This window comes from Ruegeria sp. BJ6, assembly GCF_056537885.1.
In genome coordinates, this window is record NZ_JBQFSG010000002.1 from 194,597 (window position 1) to 214,402 (window position 19,806).

Sequence of the window (19,806 nt, forward strand, 5' to 3'; positions counted from 1 at the left end):
GTTGATCAGTTCTTTTCCTGATCAACCAGCTTGCCAGCCGAAATCCACGGCATCATGTCGCGCAGTTTCTTGCCAACCTGTTCGATCTGATGCTCGTCATTGTGACGACGGGCCGCTTTGATGGTCGGTTGACCAACAGCGTTCTCAAGCATGAAGTCACGTACGAACTTGCCGGTCTGGATGTCCGACAGGGTCTCTTTCATCGCCTTCTTGGTCTGCTCATAGGGCAGGATGCGCGGGCCGGTTACGTACTGGCCGTACTCGGCAGTGTTCGAGATCGAGTAATCCATGTTCGCGATGCCGCCTTCATAGATCAGGTCAACGATCAGCTTGGTTTCGTGCAGGCACTCGAAATAGGCCATTTCAGGTGCATAGCCTGCCTCGACCAGAGTCTCGAAACCGCAGCGGATCAGTTCGACGATACCGCCGCACAGAACGGCTTGCTCGCCGAACAGGTCGGTTTCGCATTCTTCGCGGAAGTTGGTCTCGATGATGCCCGAGCGTCCGCCACCAATGGCCGAGCAGTAGGACAGACCGATTTCCAGCGCCTTGCCGGTCGCGTCCTTGTCCACGGCAACCAGGCAGGGCACGCCGCCGCCTTTGACATATTCGCCGCGAACGGTGTGGCCGGGGCCTTTGGGGGCCATCATGATGACGTCGACGCCTTCTTTCGGCTCGATCAGGCCGAAATGCACGTTCAGGCCGTGTGCGAATGCGATGGCAGCGCCCGGCTTGATGTTGTCGTGGACGTATTTCTTGTAGGTTTCGGCCTGCAGTTCGTCGGGCATGGTGAACATGATGACGTCGCACCAAGCCGCCGCTTCGGCGATACCCATGACTTCCAGACCTTCGGCTTCGGCCTTCTTGGCCGATGCGGAACCCTCGCGCAGAGCGACGACAAGGTTCTTCGCGCCCGAATCGCGCAGGTTCAGCGCGTGGGCGTGGCCCTGGCTGCCGTAACCCAGGATGGCCACTTTTTTGTCTTTGATCAGGTTGATGTCGCAATCGCGATCGTAATAGACGCGCATTTCGCCGGTCCTTTCAGTTTTGGTTGCCGTGCTTTTATCGGGCTGAAACAGTATTGGCGAGGGCGATGGGATCGAGTATTCAGGAATGATCGAAAGAATAATTCGCAATACTGGAAAAAGTCGAAAAAATCATGCTGGACGATACTGACCGGCGTATCCTGCGTCATTTTCAGGCCGAACCCAGCCTGTCAACCGCTGAACTGGCTGAACGTTGCAGGATCTCTCAAGGCGTGTGCTGGCGCCGGATCGAAAAGATGCAATCCGCAGGAATCATCGAAGGTCAGGAGGCGGTCATCGACTGGACAGCCCTAGGCTATGCCGTTGAGGTATCGTTGCGTGTGACGCTGGACAAAACACAACCGCGCGCCTTTGATGAATTCATTGCCGGGGCGCGTCAGGTGCCCGAGGTGATCGAGATTCAGACGTTTCTGGGCCGGGTGGACGTTCGTTTATCGGTTCTGGCACGTGATATGTCCCACTATCAAAAGCTGTATCGCGACCGAATCCTGCCCTTGCCGCACATCGCGGATATCGAGGCGCTGATGCATATCGCGCGGGTGAAACGTGATGAGGTTCTGCCGGTATGATCGAACTGGACGATGTTGACAGACAGCTTTTGCGCGCGCTGGCGCAAGACGCTACGCAAAGCGCAGGCGCGCTGGGACGCAAGTTCGGACTGTCACAGCCAGCGACATGGCGGCGTATTCGGCGTCTGGAGGATGCAGGTGTCATCAAAGGGCGTCGTTTGCGTTTGAATGCTGAGGCGCTGGGATTTGGCGTAACCGTCTTTCTGGGCGTGAAACTGGCGCGGAAAGGGCAGATCAGCCTAGAGGATTTCGAGCGCGCCGTCAGTGCCATCCCCGAGGTGCAAACCGTCGAGCATGTTCTTGGGCTCTATGATTATCGTCTGCGAGTCGTTGCCCGGGACCTTTCCGATTTCGAGCGTGTTTTGCGGCGACGGATCATGACTTTGCCCGGCGCCGGTGATGTCGAAGCAAATGTTCTGCTAAGCGAGGAGCGTCTTCCGGGGCCCATCGGCTGAAGCAGTTCAGTAACTGGTTCTGACGCAAAAACCGGGTTGGTGGGTCATGCGGGCAAACGTCACGGGCTGTCCGGTAAGCCGGGTGGTGCGCTCCAGTTGGATCATCGGCGCGCCCGTCGTTGTCCCCAAAAACTCCGCCAGCCTTCCATCGGCCGAGATGGCGCAGAATGCCACATCCGCATCAGTGAAGGGCGCCGCGCTCAACAGCCATTCATGCGGGCCGGATTCGCTCAAATCCGCCTGCTCGACGTCGGGTAGAACCTCGATATTGATCCAGCGTTCTTCCAGTTGATAGGGGCGATTGTCAGCGTAATGCATGCAGACGACGTGCAGGATGCGGGTGTCGGATGCCACGCCAAGTTGCGCCGCCAGCCACGCAGGGCTGAGGATCACGTTACGTTCAACCAAGCAATACCGATATTCCGAGTTCTGATCTTCGATCATCTGTCGAGTCAGCGAAATCTCAAGCTTGGCTTGTTTGGAGGGTTCTTTCTTTACCCTGGTGCCGCTTTTTCGCTTACGCTCGACAAAACCCTGATCTGCAAGTTCGCGGAGCGCGCGGTTTACGGTGGCTCTGGCGCAATTGAATTCTTCGGCCAGTTGCGTTTCCGTTGGCAACAGTGAACCCTGAGGCCAGACACGGCTTTCGATACGCCGTTTCACCTCGTCACGTATGACCTGGAAACTTATCCGTTTTTGAACCGTCACGCGACCTCCGTCGTTCTTGTTACGAGTGTGCATATCTGTTCAGAAACACGCAGGAGTGTAAAGGTGCCGTAATGCTGTTTGGCGCCATTTCTCAATGCCTTGACTACTCATTTTTAGTGAGTTGACTGGTCTAGAGGCACTTGACCTTGCGTCACTTGAATTGAATTTTGCGCTTTACCAACCCGGCTGTCACGTTCAGAAATTCCGGGACCAGTCAGAAAGGACAAAACATGCCTGCACTGCTTGAAACCGTTGACCCTGACGGCCTCGAGGAATTCTCGGTCGTCTTCACCGATCGCTCGCTCAATCATATGTCCGCGGCCTTTCAGCAGGTAATGCGGGATATCTCGTCCTTGCTGGGCGAGGTCTACAATGCCGACGGGGTCGCGGTGATACCGGGTGGCGGGACATACGGGATGGAAGCAGTCGCACGCCAGTTTGCACGCGGTGCCGATGTGCTGGTGGTTCGGAATGGCTGGTTTTCGTATCGGTGGAGCCAGATTTTTGAAACCGGAGGTCTGGCGGCATCAAGTACCGTGATGAAGGCCAGGCAAACAGGCAACTCAAATCCATCGCCATTTGCACCTGCACCGATTGAAGAGGTCGTGGCGACCATTCGGGAACAGCGTCCGGGCATCGTGTTTGCGCCGCATGTTGAAACCGCTGCCGGTGTGATCCTGCCAGACGACTACATCACCGCCATGGCTTCCGCCGCGCACGAGGTCGGCGCGTTGATGGTGCTGGATTGCATCGCCTCGGGCTGCGTCTGGGTGGATATGAAGGAGACAGGCGTCGACGTCCTGATCTCGGCCCCGCAAAAGGGGTGGAGCGCATCGCCCTGTGCCGGGCTGGTCATGTTGTCCGAGCAGGCCGGGGCCCGGCTGGACGAAACGACTTCGGACAGTTTTGCCATTGATCTGAAGAAATGGCGCCAGATCATGCAGGCGTATGAGAACGGCGGTCATGCCTATCACGCTACGATGCCGACGGATGCCCTGCGCGCGTTTCGCGATACGATGTTGGAAACCAAGGACTACGGCTTTGAAAAGCTGCGCGAGGCGCAATGGGCGCTAGGCAACGGTGTTCGCGCGATGCTGAAGGACAAGGGCGTGGTTTCGGTGGCTGCCGAAGGGTTCGGAGCGCCGGGCGTCGTCGTAAGCTATACCTCCGACCCCGAAATCCAGAATGGCAAGAAATTCGCCGCGCTGGGAATGCAGATCGCAGCAGGCGTTCCGTTGCAGTGTGATGAGCCCGCAGGCTTTAGCACCTTCCGGCTGGGCCTGTTCGGTTTGGACAAGCTCTATGATGTGGATGGCACCATTTCCCGGTTGAGGCGGGCACTGGATCAGGTGCTGTAAGTTCGATTGGGCCTCAGCGCACGCCGAGGCCCATCTGCATCAGTGTCTTTCGTATCGGCGCCAGCGAATAAAGCGCGTTCAGGCCCATGGCGCGGGCGTCCCGCAGGGCGCGGGTTTCAACCATCGAGGCACGGTTCAGCAGGTCGATTCCTTTGACCCGCAATTCGACCTCGGTATGGCGCGCCTTGTGGTAGGCATCCAGCATCTGCGCATCGCCAAGCCCGTCGGGCCGCGCCTGTGCCAGTTCCAGCAGGCAGCGCAAGTCGCCCAGTGACATGTTCAACCCCTGCGCGCCGATGGGCGGCACGACATGTGCAGCTTCGGCCATCAGCGCCACACGCTCGCCCGACAGCCGCTCTGCGGACTGACTGATGATCGGCCAGATGGTGCGGCGCGAAGCAAGCCTGAGCGGACCGAACAGGCCACAGGACCGTTCTGTCATGGCGGCCTCGAAGTCTTCGGGCTCCAGGTTTAGCAACTCCACCGTCCGAGGACCGCGTTCCATCCAGACAATCGCCGAGGATGGTTGACCCTGCCAGTCGGGCAGGGGCACCAGTGTGAACGGCCCGCCCGAACGGTGGATTTCGGTCGAGACATTGTCATGGGCGATCGGATGCGTGACGGCAAAGGCCAGCGCCTTTTGACCATAGCGGGTCGTGTGAACGTCAATTCCGGCGGCCTCGCGCATGGGCGAGTTCCGGCCATCTGCGGCGATCACCAAATTACACCGGATGCGGCTGCCGTCGCTCAGGCTCACGCGCGCCTCAGCAGTGCGCGTGAACAGGCTGCTTGTGCCAGTGCCGGGGCGAAAATCCACATTGGGCAGTTCGGCCAGACGGGCGACCATCTCGCGCCGCAGCAGCCAGTTCGGCAGATTCCATCCAAACGGCTGATCGGAAATGTCGGCCGCGTTGAAATCCCTTACCACCCGGGGCTCGGGAACATCTCCGCCCGCATCCACGATGCGCATGACCTGCAGCGGCGCGGCATATTCAGCCAGCCGCGCCCACAGACCGCATTGCTCAAGCAAGCCGCGCGAGGGTTGCAGGAATGCGGTGGTCCGCAGATCAGACCCGTCGACATCCCGTTCGGTAATCGGTGGGCTGGGGTCGACGCATACGACGTCAAAACCCGCCGCACCAAATACCGCCGCGGCGGTCAGCCCGGCGATGCCGCCGCCGGAAATCAGGATGTCACAGCTGTCAGTCATGGTGCGTATCTCCGTTGCAGGCAGAACCCTATGGTCGATCCGCGCCGGATACCAAGTGACATCCTGTCCCGTTTGTCAGCCGCGCGAGATGAGCAAAAGAATCAGAAACATCACTGGCACCATCGCCAGCGCGGGCAGGTACAGCCCCGGCAGGCCGAAAAGCATGATCGAACAGCCCCACATGCCAACGATCGCGGCGACAGTGTACCACAAATCCTCCGGCTGCCCGTCGGCCACATCCCGAGCCATCCAGCCAAACAGGGGGATGGAATAAACCAGACGCTGCCATATGGGCAGGCGGCGGGGCATTTCGATCGCGCTCATGGGACTCTCCGTTCTGTTCGTCGCTGCGGCGGATATAGGTGCCGGGCAGTGACTGTATCAGGCGCAGATCGTCGCAGTCTGAGGGTTTAGCAAAGGCGGGCAAGAAACCCCGTCAGGTCGTCCGTATGGTGGTGGATGAAATCGGCATCATGAGGCTCTGGCGCGACATGCACAGTGCGCATTCCCATTTGGTGGGGGGCGGCAAGGTTGCGTGGATCATCTTCGAACATGGCGGCCTTTGTCGCGTCGATTCCGTCTTGCGCAAAGATCGCCTCGAACGCGTCCCGCTCCGGTTTCGGGCGATAGTCGGCGTGCTCCACCCCATAGATCGCATCGAACAACCCGCTCAGCCCTCGCGCCGCAAGTACCCTTTCGGCATAGGGCGCGCTGCCGTTGGTATAGACGATACGCCTCCCGGGCAGCGCACGGATGTGATCGGCCAGCGCCTTGTCTGGTTCCATGTGGCTCATGTCGACCTGATGAACCGCATGCAGATAGGGAACGGGATCAAGATCGTGTTCGGCCATCAGCCCGGCCAGCGTTGTCCCGTATTGCCGCCAGTAATGAGACCGCAGGCGATCCGCCTCGGTCTTTTCAACACCAAGGGCCTGTACCACATAGTCGGTCATCAGCACCTCGATCTGATCGAACAGGCGCATGTGTGGCGGGTACAGAGTGTTATCGAGATCGAACACCCATTGGGTGACGTGGGCGAATGCAGGCTTGACCATGCCATGGGTTTAGGACGCGATGGCGCGGTTTTCAATGCCCGGGCTTGATCGCGTGTCGGTGTGGCGGATAGACAGTTCCGAACAGGGAGAAAACGACAGATGAGTCAGACCAACAAAGACGCCTATAGCCTGATATTGGAAGCAATCGACGTAGGCGTCTATAAACCCGGCGATCGTCTGGTTGAAATTGAGCTTGCCGAACGTTTCGGCGTATCACGCACGCCGATCCGTGAGGCACTGCAACGTCTGGAAACTCAGTCTTTGCTGGAACGGGATGGGCGGTCACTGATCGTAGCCTCGCTTGACCACAACCAGATGGCGGAGTTGTACGTTGTCCGGCGCGAGTTGGAAGGGCTAGCGGCGCGTCTGGCTGCCCGTCACGCGACAAAAGAGGAAATTCAGGTTCTGCGGGATATGGTGCAGCAGGACGACGCACTGGTGAATGACCCGCCCGCTCTGTCCCGCGCCAACCGCAGGTTCCACGAACAGATTCATCTGGCGTCACACAATCGCTATCTCGTTCAGCAGCTTGATCTTGTACACCGCACCATGGCGCTGATGGCGACAACATCGCTTGCGGCACAGGGCAGGGGGAAAATCGCACAGGGTGAGCATAAGGCCATTGTCGAAGCGATTGCGGCGCGGGATGAAGATGCGGCTGACAAGGCGCTGACGGATCACATCTCGATCGCGTTCATGACACGCCTCAAGCAGGACGCGGACCGTCGGGAAAGCCGCTGAGCCTCAGATCGTGGCGTTTTCTTCGGCGGCGTGCCCGTGTTCTGTCTTGTCCCAAAAGAAAGGTTTGGCTGCCAGTTCCCATAGGGCTTTGTAGGCGGCCACAACCCCCAGCGGATAGTACAGCACCATAGTCGGCACCCATGGGATCAGGAAACGCCGCTGTCGCGACGACACGCCGATCACGCCGATCAACAGATTGAGCGCCTCTGCCACCAGAAACAGGACTGTACACCAAAGTATCAGGCGGGAAGAAAATAAGCCGGTAACAGGTTCCGGCAGGCCGAGGAAAATCAGCCAGAATACCCAGAGCACCGGGGCCAGTAGGAACTGCCCCAATGTGCCAAGGAAGAATGCCTGCACCCCCAGAAATTGCTTGACCCCCAAATCGCGCAGCAGCCCGGCGGGCGAGCGCATGTGCACCAGATAGGTGACCATGAATCCCTTTAGCCACCGCGAACGCTGTTTGACCCAGGGCCATGCACGAAAATTGGCCTCTTCATAGGTAACGGCATCAATCATCTCTGACCGGTATCCCGCGCGGCACAGCCGGACCCCAAGATCCGCGTCTTCGGTTACGTTATGGGCGTCCCAGCCGCCAAGTTCCTCCAGTACTTCGCGCCGGAAAAAGAATGTGGTCCCGCCCAGCGGCATCACAAGGCCCATTCTGGCTATTCCGGGCAGGATGACGCGGAACCAGCCACAATATTCGATGGTGAAACAGCGCGAACGCCAGTTTGTGCGGGGGTTGTAGTAATCCAGAATACCTTGCAGACAAACGACATCCCTTGGTGTCTGCCCAAACCGGCGGACAACCTTTTCGATCTGATCCGGGGTCGGGGCGTCCTCGGCATCCCAGACGCCCAGTATCTCTCCGCGGCAGAAATCCAGCGCATAGTTCATCGCCCGCGGTTTTGTGGTCAAACCGTTTAGACCGGGGACTTCGATGGCGCGGACCCAGCTGGGCAGGTCGATCTGGGCAAGGGCGTTCCGGGTCACATGGTCTTTTTCTTCAAGGACCAGAATTACGTCCAGCAGAGAACGCGGGTAGGTCAGACGCCGAAGCCGGCGTATCAGCACATCAGCCACGGCGCGCTCCTGATAAAGCGGGACCAATATCGAAACGCAGGGCAAACGGTGATCGGCGGGGGTGGGTTCGGTCTTGGCGGACATGCGGCTAATCCGGTCCTGAATAAAGGCGATCAAGCCTGCAAACCGCAGCATCATGAATAAGATCAACGTGATAAGCGCAATTACAAACAGGACTGTGAAGCCGGTCTGAGGCGCCAGTACGAAAACACAGGCCGCCATAAGAAACAGGGTCGCACAAGACGTCCGTGAAGAAGGTGTCCAGGTTCGGCAACTTTGCGAAGGCTCAACGCGGGTTTCGGCCGCCAGCGCCAGCGGGCGAGAGTATTGCTTGGCAATGGCGGTGTCGATCTGATCCATGCTGGCAAGAACGGGAACAAACGTTTGCCCCTCTGCTTGCAACGCATCACGTATTTCATTGAACCGGTCTGGCCGGGCTGTTGCGATCAGGACAATCGGTCCAATGCGCATCCACGGAATTACGTTGTTCTTCAGCCAGAACTCAACGGGCCGCATCGCACACAGCGCGACATCTGGTGGCGTGGCCTTCAGGTCTGCGATTTGCATCCCGTTCTGTTCGGCCAGCGCGTCCAGCACCTCGCCCCGGTTCGTCCAGCCCTCACCCACAAGGATTTCACCCAGCGGCGCGTTCTGGTGGGATTGCAGGTGCAGGGCCCGCTGCAACTGCGCATCGTCAATAACACCGCGCGTGGTCAGAATCCGCCCCAGCGGCACCGGTGGCCGCATGCGGGCAACCGGGTGGGCGGGCGCAAGGCGTTGGAGGTTATGTTCACTCATCAAGCCACTCCGGCGCATTGGACTGGCGCCAGAGTTGCTCGAACAAGGTTAATGGCCCGTTAAGGCTGATTATGCAGGTTGTTACGCCTGTTCTTTTCTCTCGGCCATTGCGGCCGAGAACCGTTCGAATAGATAAAAGCTGTCCTGCGGTCCGGGCGAAGCCTCGGGGTGGTACTGAACCGAATAGACAGGGCGATCGGTCATGCGGATACCGCAGTTCGAACCGTCAAACAGCGACTTGTGCGTTTCCGTCACACCATCCGGCAGCGACTGGGCGTCAACGGCGAAACCGTGGTTCATCGACGTGATTTCGACCTTGCCGGTCTCCAGGTCCTTGACCGGGTGGTTTGCGCCATGGTGGCCGTGGTTCATCTTGATGGTCTGGCCGCCAAGCGCCAGCGCCAGCATCTGATGGCCCAGGCAGATGCCAAAAACAGGCAATTCGGTGGTGTCCAGAATCTCTTTGATCATCGGTACGGCATATTCGCCGGTTGCAGCCGGATCGCCGGGGCCGTTTGACAGGAACACGCCATCCGGGTTGTGTGCCAGCACTTCGGCAGCCGTTGCCGTGGCCGGAAGGACGGTGACATCACAACCGGCGGACGCAAGGCAGCGCAGAATGTTGCGCTTGGCACCATAATCGATCGCGACCACCTTGTGCGCCGGTGCTTCCTGACGTGCATAGCCATCCGGCCAGGCCCAGCGCATCTCATCCCAGCGATAGCTTTGCGAGCAGGTGACTTCTTTGGCCAGATCCATGCCCTCAAGACCTGCAAATCCACGTGCTGCCGCGACCAGAGCTTCGATATCGAAATTGCCCTCGGGATCGTGGGCCAGCGCGACATGCGGCGCGCCCTGTTGCCGGATTGCGCGGGTCAGGCGGCGGGTGTCGACGCCACCGATGGCGATCCGTCCCCGTTTTGCCAGCCAGTCCTTGAGTTCCTCGGCCGAGCGCCAGTTTGACGGCTCGGTCGGGTCCCATTTGACGACCATGCCTTCGGCAACCGGATCACCGGTCTCGTCATCCTCGGGGTTGACGCCGACATTTCCGATATGGGGGAAGGTGAAGGTCACGATCTGCCCTGCATAGGACGGGTCGGTCATGATCTCCTGATAGCCGGTCATAGCGGTGTTAAAGCACAATTCCGCAACTGTCTGACCTGTGGCGCCGAAGCCGTGTCCGTAGAACAGTGTTCCATCGGCCAAAGCCAGACATGCGGTGGGCTTGGGCGTGGCATTCTGGGCCATGGCGCGACTCTCCTGCTGGGTAAATCGGCGCATTCCTAAGGGGGTTGAGCCGCTGGGTCAAGTCTGATCAATTTTTGGGCTATTGTTACTTTTCAATAGGTTAGCACATATGCTCTGCTGTTGTGTCGCGCTTTTTGTTTCGATATGTTCAGGTTTCCGGTTCCATGGGGATGGGCAGATCATATGGATATGCGAACAAGGGTGAACAACGCCCTTAAACAGGCAATGAAAGACAAGGCGGCTGAAAGGCTGTCGACCCTGCGATTGATCAATGCTGCGATCAAGGACAGGGATATCGCAACGCGCGGCTCTGACAGTGAAGAGGCCAAAGGTTGCGGTGATGCCGAGGTGCTTGAAATCCTTGGGAAAATGACCAAGCAACGCAAGGAAAGCGCGCGCGCCTATGAAGAGGGCGGGCGTCTGGATCTGGCCGAGCGGGAGCTGCGTGAAGTTGCCGTTATCGAGGAATTCCTGCCCAAGCAGATGGACGATGACGAGGTAACGGCGGCCATTCACGCGGCAATTACGGCAACCGGGGCGGGCTCGATCAGGGACATGGGCAAGGTCATGGGCGAGCTGAAGTCGCGATTCACCGGTCAGATGGATTTCGGCAAGGTCGGACCCATGGTCAAAGACCAGTTGTGTGCCGCACCGAATGGCGACTGCTGATCAGCAAAGCACATAGTTGAGCGAGCTTACTGTGCGGTTTCACTGCGCAGCTTGGCGACAAGTTCGCCATAAAGTTCGACGCGTTCGTCCTCGGACAGAAATGAACCGATTTCCACTTCACGGCCGCCGCCGACCAACGTGACATAGTTGGGAACCGGCCCGCCGTGTTTGTGTATCTCGGGGTGTGCCCAATAGCGGTTGCAGTTCCATTCCTGATCCCGCCCGCGCGGGTTATGTCGCACCAGCCGGGCTTGGTTGTGGGACAGCGTCAGGACCTCGAAAACGCTGCGCGCCCGATAGTTGGATTTGAACGCCAGCCACAGGCCCAGCACACTTAGCAGAAGAAACGGCAGTAACCCCCACAAGATGACCGATCCCAGAACCGCAAGCAGCGGGATCGAGCCGAACAGAAACACCAGAACTACGGTAACCATGGCACCTTGTGGCGGCAGTGAATTATGCGGCCACAAGCGCAGTTCCTGCACCGAATCCGAGGTTTGATTCCACCTATAGGGCATAGGCGAAGAATAGCGCGGTGTTTTCAGATGTCGATTGTGGTTTGACCCGTCAGACCACGTGCCCGACCTGGGCCCATGACAGCGCGTCGTCAAGCCTGTCGTCGCCCCAGAAAACCTCGCCCTGAACAACAAAGCTGGGGGCGCCGAATACGCCCAGTGAAACAGCGGTATTTGTTTCCTCGTCCAGTGCCGCCATGGTTTCGGGCTCGCGTGCACGGGCAAGAACAGGCAATGGGTCCTGCTCGGAGCGGTGAAGGGCTTCGGTCAGCGCCGCTTCGCTGCCTGCTTCAATGCCTTCTTCGAACCAGATGCGGTAAAGAGCCTGCGTGAAACGTTCACCCCAACCATCCTTCATTCCCAAAAGTGCCACCTGATTTGCAAGCGCCAGATCGGAAATCGGGTAGGGGGCCGGAAGGCTTGCATGTACGCCATACTTGGCGGCGCGCCGTTCGATGTCGCGCCACATATATTCCGTTTTTGCCGGTTTGCCGGCAAAGGGAATGTTCTGCTGATCCAGCATCACGGTCCGCACGTTGAACGGGCGCCACCGGACCTTGGCATCATGTTCGGTGCACCAGTCATTCAGACGCATCACCGTCAGGAAGGAATATGTACTGCCAATGGAATACCAAAAATCAATCTCGGGCATCTGAAATCTCCGGATAACCTGTTCGCGGCCCCGTCAAGAATAGCGGATTTTTGGGATTCTGGCGATACTTGGCCACTTCGCGCAGGCGCCAGCACCGCAACACAATGAAAAAACCCCGCCGGGATACGGCGGGGTTTTCTTTCAGTTTGCTAGTGCCGGGATCAGTGCGCGTGGCCCTTGTCCCAGTCTTCCTGCTTGGGCAGCTGCTCGAACGTATGTTCGGGCGGCGGCGAAGGCAGGGTCCACTCCAGCGTATCCGCATATTCGTTCCAGTAGTTGTTCTGGGTCACACGTGCGCCACGGAACAGGGCGTAGAACACGATGCCGAAGAACAGCAGGAACGAGGCGAAGGACACGAACGCACCAATCGACGATACATAGTTCCACTGGGCAAACGCCTCGGGGTAGTCGATGTAGCGGCGCGGCATGCCCTGACGGCCCAGGAAGTGCTGCGGGAAGAAGGTCAGGTTGGCGCCGATGAAGAACAGCCAGAAGTGAACCTTGCCCCAGAACTCGGAATACATGCGTCCGGTCATCTTGCCGAAATAGAAGTACACACCGGCAAAGATGGCAAAGACGGCGCCAAGCGACATCACATAGTGGAAGTGCGCAACCACGTAGTAGGTGTCGTGATAGGCACGGTCCACGCCAGCCTGCGACAGAACCACACCGGTCACACCGCCAACGGTGAACAGGAACAGGAAGCCGAAGGCGAACAGCATGGGCGTCTTGAACTCGATGGAACCGCCCCACATGGTCGCGATCCACGAGAAAACCTTAACACCGGTCGGAACCGCGATGACCATCGTGGCCAGCATGAAATACGCCTGCTGACGCAGCGACATGCCGACGGTGTACATGTGGTGCGCCCACACGACAAAGCCCAGAACACCAATCGCGATGATCGCCCAGACCATTGGCAGGTAGCCGAAGATCGGCTTGCGCGAGAAGGTCGCAATCACGTGGCTGATAATGCCGAAACCGGGCAGGATCACGATGTACACTTCCGGGTGGCCAAAGAACCACAGGATGTGCTGATACAGGATCGGGTCACCGCCACCGGCCGGATCAAAGAAGGTGAAACCAAAGTTGCGGTCCATCAGCAGCATGGTGATTGCGCCCGCCAGAACCGGCAGAGACAGCAGAATCAGCCACGAGGTGACGAAGATCGACCAGCTGAACAGCGGAACCTTGAACAGGGTCATGCCCGGGGCACGCATGTTCAGGAAGGTGGTGATCATGTTGATCGCGCCGAGGATCGAGGAGGCGCCCGATACGTGCACGGCAAAGATCGCAAGGTCCATGGACATGCCGCCTTCGGTCGTCGACAGCGGCGGGTACAGAACCCAACCGACGCCCGAACCGAGCTGGTCGTTACCACCGGGGCTCAGCAGCGATGCCACGCCCAGCGATGTACCGGCGACGTACAGCCAGAAGGACAGGTTGTTCATCCGCGGGAACGCCATATCCGGCGCGCCGATTTGCAACGGCATGAAATAGTTGCCAAATCCGCCGAAGAGGGCCGGGATGACCACGAAGAACATCATCAGAACACCGTGATAGGTGATCATCACGTTCCACAGGTGTCCGTTTGGTGTACAAGGATCGGCCATGAACCCTTCCAGGCACATGTACTGAACACCGGGGTGCATCAGCTCAAGCCGCATGTAGACGGTCATCAGAACCGAGATCAGACCGGCGATCGCCGAGAAGATCAGGTAAAGAAGCCCGATGTCCTTGTGGTTGGTCGACATGAACCAGCGGGTAAAGAAACCGCGATTGTCTTCATGCTCGTGACCATGAATGGCTGCGTCTGCCATTTAGGTGCCTCCTGTTGCAACTAAACCGCGCAGCCGGACCTCTCCGGCGCGCGGGATTCCTGCTGGTTTTAGAAGGTGAGGGGGTGACCTTCAATGGTCGAGTTTGATCTGGATCAAGAATAATTGTCGCGGGGGGTACACGGCACCACCCGACGCAAGGACGCAGACAGGCGCAATATGGTGGGCGAATGTCAGTTTTCAAGCGCAGCGTCTGGCACGGTCAGAAATTCAGCGGCTGAGGGATTTTGTACCGGGTAGGGGGCATTTTCTGTGCTTGACCGTCAGCGCCGGTGCCCGCAAAAACAAGCGCAAGTACCCAGACCGGAGATCCGTTATGACCGACTACGATTCCGAAAATATCTTTGCGAAAATTCTTCGTGACGAAATCCCATCAACGCGTGTCTACGAAGATGACGATACATTGGCTTTCATGGATATCATGCCCCGGTCGGACGGCCATCTTCTGGTCATTCCAAAGTCCGCGTGCCGCAACGTGCTGGATGCATCACCCGAGCAACTGGCATCTGTTATGTCGACCGTCCAAAAGATGGGGCGAGCGGTGATGAAGGCTTTTGACGCGGACGGGGTCACCGTTCAGCAGTTCAACGAGGCCGCAGGGGGGCAGGAGGTGTTTCACCTGCACTTCCACGTTTTACCGCGCTATGAGGGCGTTTCAATCCGCCCACCCGGCACCATGGGGGATTTCGACCTGATCGCGGAACATGCGGAAAAAATCCGCGCTGCGCTGAACTGATTCAGGCAGACAATCAGTGCGACCCCGAGCAGGTATCGTGGTCGCCAAACGCGTGAAGGACGGCGCACACATGATCGTGCCGCCCATCACAGGCAGTTGCGATGCGGGCCAGTTCCGTCTCAAGACGGCGTAGTTGGGTTATGCGGTTGCGCAGATCCGCCAGTTGCCGTTCTGCAATTTCATGAGCGCGATCAAGGTCTTTCCCGCGCGCGCCTTCAAGAGAAAGCAGCGCCTCGATATCTGCCAATGGCAATCCCAGATCACGGGAATGGCGGATGAATTTCAAACGGTCCAGCGCCACCTGATCATAGCGGCGCTGGTTACCTGCAGTGCGTTCCGGGTGGGGCAACAACCCCCTTTCTTCGTAAAACCGGATCGTAGGCACTTTGACTCCGGTTCGTCGCGACAGATCTCCGATTGAAAACAATTTTCCAAAACCTCTTGAACCTCTAGTGACTAGAGGAATTACATGTAGTGTCGGACCAGAACAAGGGACGCAAATCAATGGCGCACGACCATTCACACGCGGGTCATGGACACGCGCATACTCATATTGACCCTCAATCCGGCGATGCAAGGGTTGCCTGGGCGATAGCCGTCAACATGATCCTGACCCTAGCGCAGGTAGTTGGTGGCATTCTGTCCGGCTCGCTCGCGTTGATTGCCGATGCTCTGCACAACTTTTCGGACGCAATCGCGCTGATTATCGCCTTTTTCGCCCGCAAGATCGCGCGGCGGCCCGCGGATGCCCGAATGAGCTTTGGTTACGGGCGGGCCGAGGTTGTGGCAGCTTTGGTCAACTACACGACGCTCGTCGTACTGTCTGTCTATCTTCTGTATGAAGGCATCATGCGCTTTTGGCAGCCCGAGCCGATCAACGGTTGGGTTGTAGTCTGGATCGCAGCACTTGCCCTGATCGTCGATCTGATCACCGCGGCGCTAACCTACACGATGGCCAAAGACAGCATGAACATCCGGGCTGCGTTCATCCATAATGTTGCTGATGCTCTGGGGTCGGTTGCCGTTATTGTGGCGGGCAGTGCTGTGATCCTGTTTGAATGGACCTGGGTTGATCCGGCAGTAACGATCCTGATCTCGCTTTACATTCTTTGGCACGTAAAGGCCGAAATCGGCGACACCGTTCGGGTGCTGATGCTTGGTGCACCACCGGGCCTTGACCCCGAAGAGGTCGCGACCGCCATGGAGAATGTCGAAGGCGTGGCCCAAGTTCATCACGTGCATCTTTGGAGTATGCAGGAACGACAGGCCGCTCTCACGGCGCATCTCGTAATTGCGCCCGATGCATGGAGGAACGGCGAAGAGATCAGAACGGCAGTAAAGTCCGCTCTGCACGACAGCTTTGAAATTTCACATGCAACGCTGGAACTGGAATGTGCGGACCGCGCCTGTATCGGATCGTCCAGGTTCGGGCATCTCGAAGAATAGCAGGTCCGGAAAAGGAATTGCCGTTCCGATATGGGGTCGGAACGGCAGACTCGTAACCAAGCACTTATCGGTCCACACGGATAGTCCGCGATTTCCGGTTTAACGCACCACTCACTCTGAGAATGGTAGGTTCATATTACCCCCGGCCGCTGCGTTTGTATTGGCCGGATTTTAAGGTTTACCGAAAAATAAGGGAAAATTCCCGATACACAGGAAATCTTTCGCCTTGATCAGAAACAGAACCGGAGAATCTAGCCGATTGTTATTTCCCTCGAAGTCTCACAGTGATTCGCGGCGGTCAGAAAATTCAGACTTGGGTGCTTTCAAAAATTTCGTCAAACGTGCGGCGCAGCGCAACGTCCACATCCGCCATGGTAACCGGCAGGCCCAAATCCACCAATGATGTCACCCCATGTTCAGAGATGCCGCAGGGCACAATTCCCGAAAAGTGATCCAGCTCGGGTTCGACATTGATCGAGATGCCGTGAAAACTCACCCATTTCCGCAGCCGGATTCCGATGGCGGCAATCTTGTCTTCGGCAGGGGCGCCAGAAACGGTTAGCGGCTTGTCATTGCGCTGAACCCAAACACCAACGCGTCCATCCCGGATTTCGCCGCGCACGTTGAATTCAGCAAGAGCTGCGATCACCCAGGATTCGAGCTGTTTCACGAACCGCCGAACGTCGTGACCACGCTTGCCAACATCCAGCATGACGTACACCACCCGCTGTCCCGGCCCGTGATAGGTGTACTGACCGCCGCGTTTGCTCTCGTAGACCGGAAAGCGATCCGGGTCAGTCAGGTCCTCACGGCGGGCCGACGTACCCGCGGTGTAAAGTGGGGGATGTTCCAGCAGCCAGATACATTCATCGGCCTGACCCGCAGCAATAGCCGCCGCGCGCTCTTCCATAAAGGATACTGCGGCTGCATAGTCGGTCAGCCCGTCTGTGATCTTCCATTCCATGCCCGGTGCATACCTGTCCGCAACAACAAGCGAAAGAGGCTATGCAGCCTCAATCAGGCACTGCTGCAAAGCCTGCATATAGGTGTCTGTACCCTGCGCACCCGTCAGCAGATATTTTCCGCCAAACACCATCGACGGGACGCCCGAAATACCCCGGCTAGTCCAGAATTGTTGCTTTTCGCGGACCGCGGCCGCGTGCGCGCCAGAGTCCAGGGCCGCACGTGCGTTCGCCGGATCAAGACCCGCTGTCTTTGCCGCCTCAACCAGTACCTCCCGGTCCGACACGTCTTTCTGCTCCGTGAAATACGCTTCGAACAGCGCCATCTTCAGCGGATGCTGCCGACCCTGATCTTCAGCCCAGTCAAGCAGTTGGTGCGCCTCGAACGTATTCACGATTCTGCTGTCATCGTCGAAATTGAACGTGAAACCCAGATCAGCACCCAACGAAGTCAGTTGGTTGCGCACCTGCCGACTTTGCTCGGCGGAACTGCCGTATTTCTCGGTTATGTGTTCGCGCAGGTTCTGGCCGTCAGGTCCCATATTCGGGTTAAGCTCGAACGGATGCCATCTGAGTCGGGCCAATACCTGCAAGTTCCTGAGTGCCAGATCCAGCTGTCGAAATCCCACGATGCACCAGGGGCAAACGACATCCGAGACAATGTCGATTTGTACAACGGGTTGAGATTCTGACGACGTCATTGAGTGCTCCTGCCTATGCCTAAGATACGCGATCCGACCTATCAGATATTGTCATTTTACACGAATTCAAACCACGGCGTTTTTGCCCCTTCACATCCCTTACACGACCGTCTATACGCCCCTCTACCAAGCCTAGACAGTGCGGTCGTGGCGGAATTGGTAGACGCGCAGCGTTGAGGTCGCTGTGGGGTAACACCCGTGGAAGTTCGAGTCTTCTCGACCGCACCAGTATTTCACCCATAAAAATAGGTAAAGTTGTAAAAATAAGGCCTTAGCCTTGCAAAACGTCACACAATACATCACACAAATACGTGTGATGATTCCAGTTGGAGTGATGAAATGGCATTGCCTAGGGTTGATGGGACTATCCAGCTTCGCGGGCGTTACCACGCCAAGATTCGAGTGCCTGAAGCCATCCGTAGGCACTGGGGCGGCAAAGTTGTTTACCAGAAAAGCCTGAAAACATCCGACCCCAAAATTGCTGAAAAGGAAGTTCGTGCGATCCGCGTGATCATGGATGCTCAGCAGGATCAGGCAAAAGCGGAAGAGGGCTGGCAGGCTTTGGCACGCCACCTGCCGCCCGACCAAAAGGCACTGCTAGACAAAGCAGGTGGATTGTCCGGGCTTCTGAAAGAGTTCGAGCAAAGCAAGAGGGCTTTGGCATTCTTGGAGGCTGGAAAACCCGCTGACGCGGGCACGTTCGACGTTGAAGGCGGTGAATTCGAATATGTCAAAGGTGACAGTTTTGTTGTTCAAAAGACGGGTGCGCCGCCCTCAAAGGTGCTGATTGACGAGTTTACCGACCCAGAAGAGCTACAGATAAGGCAAGCAGAACACCGCGCCGCGTCAGCGGCGACACGCGCCCAAACAAACGCGCGGGGGCGGGTGCTGCGCCAGATCGGTCAGGACGTAGATTTGATTGGCGATGTGTTCAGTTTGCGCGATTTGGTCGAAGATTGGGCACCGTCCGTTGATGCACATACGGCAGAAAACGGGCGAACATACGTTAGGCGTTTCACTGAACTGCATGGCGAGGTTGGATTGCAGGACATTACCGGTGCGCACCTGAGAGAGTTTACCGACGCGCTCAAAGGCCTTCCTAAAGTCCAGAGCGGTAAGCGTCGCGACATGGCTTTCCAGCAGCTTATCGCAGATGCCAAGAATACCGGGGCAGATACCATCGGTTATGCCACCCAGAAGAAATATTTCGACATGCTCAAAGGTCTCATGTCTCACGCTGTAGGGCGGCGCTTCATTGAAACTGACCCATGGGCGGGCATGAAACTGGTTAAACCCAAGGTGAAGCACAGCGCCGAAAAGACCCGCCGTGCCTTCACAGGTGAGGAAGTCGGTAAGATACTGGAATTCGTTAAAGGATCGAACGCGGACCAATACGGAAGCACCACCGTAGACCGCTGGGCACCATGGATTGCTGCCTACCACGGATTGAGGATTCAAGAAGCCTGTCAGCTTCGAACGAATGACTTCGAAGAAATCGGCGGCGTTTGGTCAATGAAAATCACCGATGAAGGCGAAGACCAAAAAACCAAAAATGTGGCGTCCGTTCGTTGGGTGCCTGTCCATCCCGCTCTGATCACAGCCGGATTGCGGGGGGTGGTTGAAGCCCGACCGGCTGACGCCTTCGCATTCAACCAATTTGGGCGGTACGCGAAGAAGCTTGAAGAAATGACGCCCGACACTCGTGGGCGCGTCAGCGCCGATTACGGCAAGCGCTTCTCGTATCTGCTGCGTTCGAAATTGGGGATTAAAGACAAAAAGGCGGTTTTTCACAGCTTCCGTCATCGCTTTCAAGATGCCTGCGACAACGCCAATATTTCGGACGCGCACCGTCGCTACCTGACGGGCCGTGCCAATAGGGATGCCGTTGAGGGCGGCTATGGGGACGGTGCTGGTATGCAGTACCTGTTTGATAGCTTGAAAAAGGTTGACCCACTTGGGCCATGATTGAAGAGATACGCTTCAAGAAATACATGCAGCCCGTCGGAAAGGCGG

At 57.6% G+C, this 19,806-nt stretch carries 21 protein-coding genes and 1 tRNA gene; 9 read left to right on the forward strand and 13 right to left on the reverse strand.

What is annotated here, in order from left to right; translation table 11 throughout:
- Positions 1-5: 5 nt before the first annotated feature.
- On the reverse strand, positions 6-1,028 hold the full coding sequence (gene ilvC / locus ACR0D6_RS06235) for a ketol-acid reductoisomerase (RefSeq protein WP_170651715.1): 1,023 nt from the start codon (positions 1,026-1,028) through the stop codon (positions 6-8).
- Between the two features lie 131 nt (positions 1,029-1,159).
- Between ilvC and ACR0D6_RS06240 the strand changes: the two genes are divergently transcribed.
- Both ACR0D6_RS06240 and ACR0D6_RS06245 read left to right on the forward strand, forming a co-directional pair.
- The gene (locus ACR0D6_RS06240; RefSeq protein ID WP_170651716.1) at positions 1,160-1,615 is read left to right on the forward strand and encodes an Lrp/AsnC family transcriptional regulator; all 456 of its coding nucleotides are present in this window, start codon (positions 1,160-1,162) and stop codon (positions 1,613-1,615) included.
- Entirely contained in the window at positions 1,612-2,070 is a 459-nt protein-coding gene (locus ACR0D6_RS06245) for an Lrp/AsnC family transcriptional regulator (RefSeq protein ID WP_170651717.1), read from the forward strand. The genes ACR0D6_RS06240 and ACR0D6_RS06245 overlap by 4 nt, the downstream gene beginning before the upstream one ends.
- Before the next feature lie 6 nt (positions 2,071-2,076).
- Here ACR0D6_RS06245 and ACR0D6_RS06250 read toward each other — a convergent pair whose 3' ends face one another.
- Complete coding sequence (locus ACR0D6_RS06250) at positions 2,077-2,778, reverse strand: GntR family transcriptional regulator (RefSeq protein ID WP_170651718.1); 702 nt, start codon at positions 2,776-2,778, stop codon at positions 2,077-2,079.
- Positions 2,779-3,008: 230 nt separating this feature from the next.
- On the opposite strand from ACR0D6_RS06250, the gene ACR0D6_RS06255 reads away from it, so the two are divergent.
- On the forward strand, positions 3,009-4,136 hold the full coding sequence (locus tag ACR0D6_RS06255) for an aminotransferase class V-fold PLP-dependent enzyme (protein ID WP_480764871.1): 1,128 nt from the start codon (positions 3,009-3,011) through the stop codon (positions 4,134-4,136).
- A gap of 13 nt (positions 4,137-4,149) precedes the next feature.
- Here ACR0D6_RS06255 and ACR0D6_RS06260 read toward each other — a convergent pair whose 3' ends face one another.
- From ACR0D6_RS06260 to ACR0D6_RS06270, 3 genes are all read right to left on the reverse strand, one after another.
- Positions 4,150-5,346: a UbiH/UbiF family hydroxylase gene (locus ACR0D6_RS06260; protein WP_480764872.1), complete on the reverse strand. Its 1,197-nt coding sequence runs from the start codon at positions 5,344-5,346 to the stop codon at positions 4,150-4,152.
- A 75-nt stretch (positions 5,347-5,421) separates the two neighbouring features.
- Positions 5,422-5,670, reverse strand: coding sequence for a hypothetical protein (locus ACR0D6_RS06265; RefSeq protein ID WP_170651723.1), 249 nt, complete (start codon positions 5,668-5,670; stop codon positions 5,422-5,424).
- Between the two features lie 86 nt (positions 5,671-5,756).
- Positions 5,757-6,401 carry a pyrimidine 5'-nucleotidase gene (locus ACR0D6_RS06270; protein ID WP_480764873.1) on the reverse strand — a complete coding sequence of 215 codons (645 nt, stop codon included), beginning with the start codon at positions 6,399-6,401 and terminating at the stop codon, positions 5,757-5,759.
- A 99-nt stretch (positions 6,402-6,500) separates the two neighbouring features.
- Between ACR0D6_RS06270 and ACR0D6_RS06275 the strand changes: the two genes are divergently transcribed.
- Positions 6,501-7,142, forward strand: a complete 642-nt coding sequence (locus ACR0D6_RS06275) for a GntR family transcriptional regulator (protein WP_170651727.1) — start codon at positions 6,501-6,503, stop codon at positions 7,140-7,142.
- A gap of 3 nt (positions 7,143-7,145) precedes the next feature.
- Here ACR0D6_RS06275 and ACR0D6_RS06280 read toward each other — a convergent pair whose 3' ends face one another.
- Both ACR0D6_RS06280 and carA read right to left on the reverse strand, forming a co-directional pair.
- Positions 7,146-9,026, reverse strand: coding sequence for a glycosyltransferase (locus ACR0D6_RS06280; protein WP_480764874.1), 1,881 nt, complete (start codon positions 9,024-9,026; stop codon positions 7,146-7,148).
- Between the two features lie 81 nt (positions 9,027-9,107).
- Complete coding sequence (carA, locus tag ACR0D6_RS06285; protein WP_480764875.1) at positions 9,108-10,274, reverse strand: glutamine-hydrolyzing carbamoyl-phosphate synthase small subunit; 1,167 nt, start codon at positions 10,272-10,274, stop codon at positions 9,108-9,110.
- 183 nt (positions 10,275-10,457) lie between these two features.
- Here carA and ACR0D6_RS06290 point away from each other — a divergent pair, with 183 nt between their 5' ends.
- Entirely contained in the window at positions 10,458-10,943 is a 486-nt protein-coding gene (locus tag ACR0D6_RS06290) for a GatB/YqeY domain-containing protein (protein WP_170651741.1), read from the forward strand.
- A gap of 26 nt (positions 10,944-10,969) precedes the next feature.
- Here the strand turns inward: ACR0D6_RS06290 and ACR0D6_RS06295 are convergent, their stop codons facing one another.
- From ACR0D6_RS06295 to ctaD, 3 genes are all read right to left on the reverse strand, one after another.
- Positions 10,970-11,461, reverse strand: a complete 492-nt coding sequence (locus tag ACR0D6_RS06295; RefSeq protein ID WP_480764876.1) for a DUF2244 domain-containing protein — start codon at positions 11,459-11,461, stop codon at positions 10,970-10,972.
- A gap of 49 nt (positions 11,462-11,510) precedes the next feature.
- On the reverse strand, positions 11,511-12,110 hold the full coding sequence (locus ACR0D6_RS06300) for a DsbA family protein (RefSeq protein ID WP_480764877.1): 600 nt from the start codon (positions 12,108-12,110) through the stop codon (positions 11,511-11,513).
- A gap of 161 nt (positions 12,111-12,271) precedes the next feature.
- A complete protein-coding gene (gene ctaD, locus ACR0D6_RS06305; protein WP_170651746.1) occupies positions 12,272-13,930 on the reverse strand; it encodes a cytochrome c oxidase subunit I in 1,659 nt (552 codons plus the stop codon).
- 334 nt (positions 13,931-14,264) lie between these two features.
- Here ctaD and ACR0D6_RS06310 point away from each other — a divergent pair, with 334 nt between their 5' ends.
- Positions 14,265-14,684: an HIT family protein gene (locus tag ACR0D6_RS06310; RefSeq protein WP_480764878.1), complete on the forward strand. Its 420-nt coding sequence runs from the start codon at positions 14,265-14,267 to the stop codon at positions 14,682-14,684.
- Positions 14,685-14,697: 13 nt separating this feature from the next.
- On the opposite strand, the gene ACR0D6_RS06315 is transcribed toward ACR0D6_RS06310, so the two are convergent.
- Positions 14,698-15,111, reverse strand: coding sequence for a MerR family transcriptional regulator (locus tag ACR0D6_RS06315; RefSeq protein ID WP_480449980.1), 414 nt, complete (start codon positions 15,109-15,111; stop codon positions 14,698-14,700).
- 77 nt (positions 15,112-15,188) lie between these two features.
- Between ACR0D6_RS06315 and ACR0D6_RS06320 the strand changes: the two genes are divergently transcribed.
- Positions 15,189-16,130 carry a cation diffusion facilitator family transporter gene (locus tag ACR0D6_RS06320; RefSeq protein ID WP_480764879.1) on the forward strand — a complete coding sequence of 314 codons (942 nt, stop codon included), beginning with the start codon at positions 15,189-15,191 and terminating at the stop codon, positions 16,128-16,130.
- Positions 16,131-16,437: 307 nt separating this feature from the next.
- On the opposite strand, the gene lipB is transcribed toward ACR0D6_RS06320, so the two are convergent.
- Together lipB and ACR0D6_RS06330 are read right to left on the reverse strand one after the other, a co-directional pair.
- A complete protein-coding gene (lipB, locus tag ACR0D6_RS06325) occupies positions 16,438-17,094 on the reverse strand; it encodes a lipoyl(octanoyl) transferase LipB (RefSeq protein ID WP_480764880.1) in 657 nt (218 codons plus the stop codon).
- Between the two features lie 39 nt (positions 17,095-17,133).
- A complete protein-coding gene (locus ACR0D6_RS06330) occupies positions 17,134-17,793 on the reverse strand; it encodes a DsbA family oxidoreductase (protein WP_480764881.1) in 660 nt (219 codons plus the stop codon).
- A 141-nt stretch (positions 17,794-17,934) separates the two neighbouring features.
- Between ACR0D6_RS06330 and ACR0D6_RS06335 the strand changes: the two genes are divergently transcribed.
- Together ACR0D6_RS06335 and ACR0D6_RS06340 are read left to right on the forward strand one after the other, a co-directional pair.
- Positions 17,935-18,021, forward strand: a tRNA-Leu gene (locus tag ACR0D6_RS06335).
- Positions 18,022-18,132: 111 nt separating this feature from the next.
- Positions 18,133-19,758 carry a DUF6538 domain-containing protein gene (locus tag ACR0D6_RS06340; protein ID WP_480764882.1) on the forward strand — a complete coding sequence of 542 codons (1,626 nt, stop codon included), beginning with the start codon at positions 18,133-18,135 and terminating at the stop codon, positions 19,756-19,758.
- The last annotated feature ends 48 nt before the right edge of the window (positions 19,759-19,806 follow it).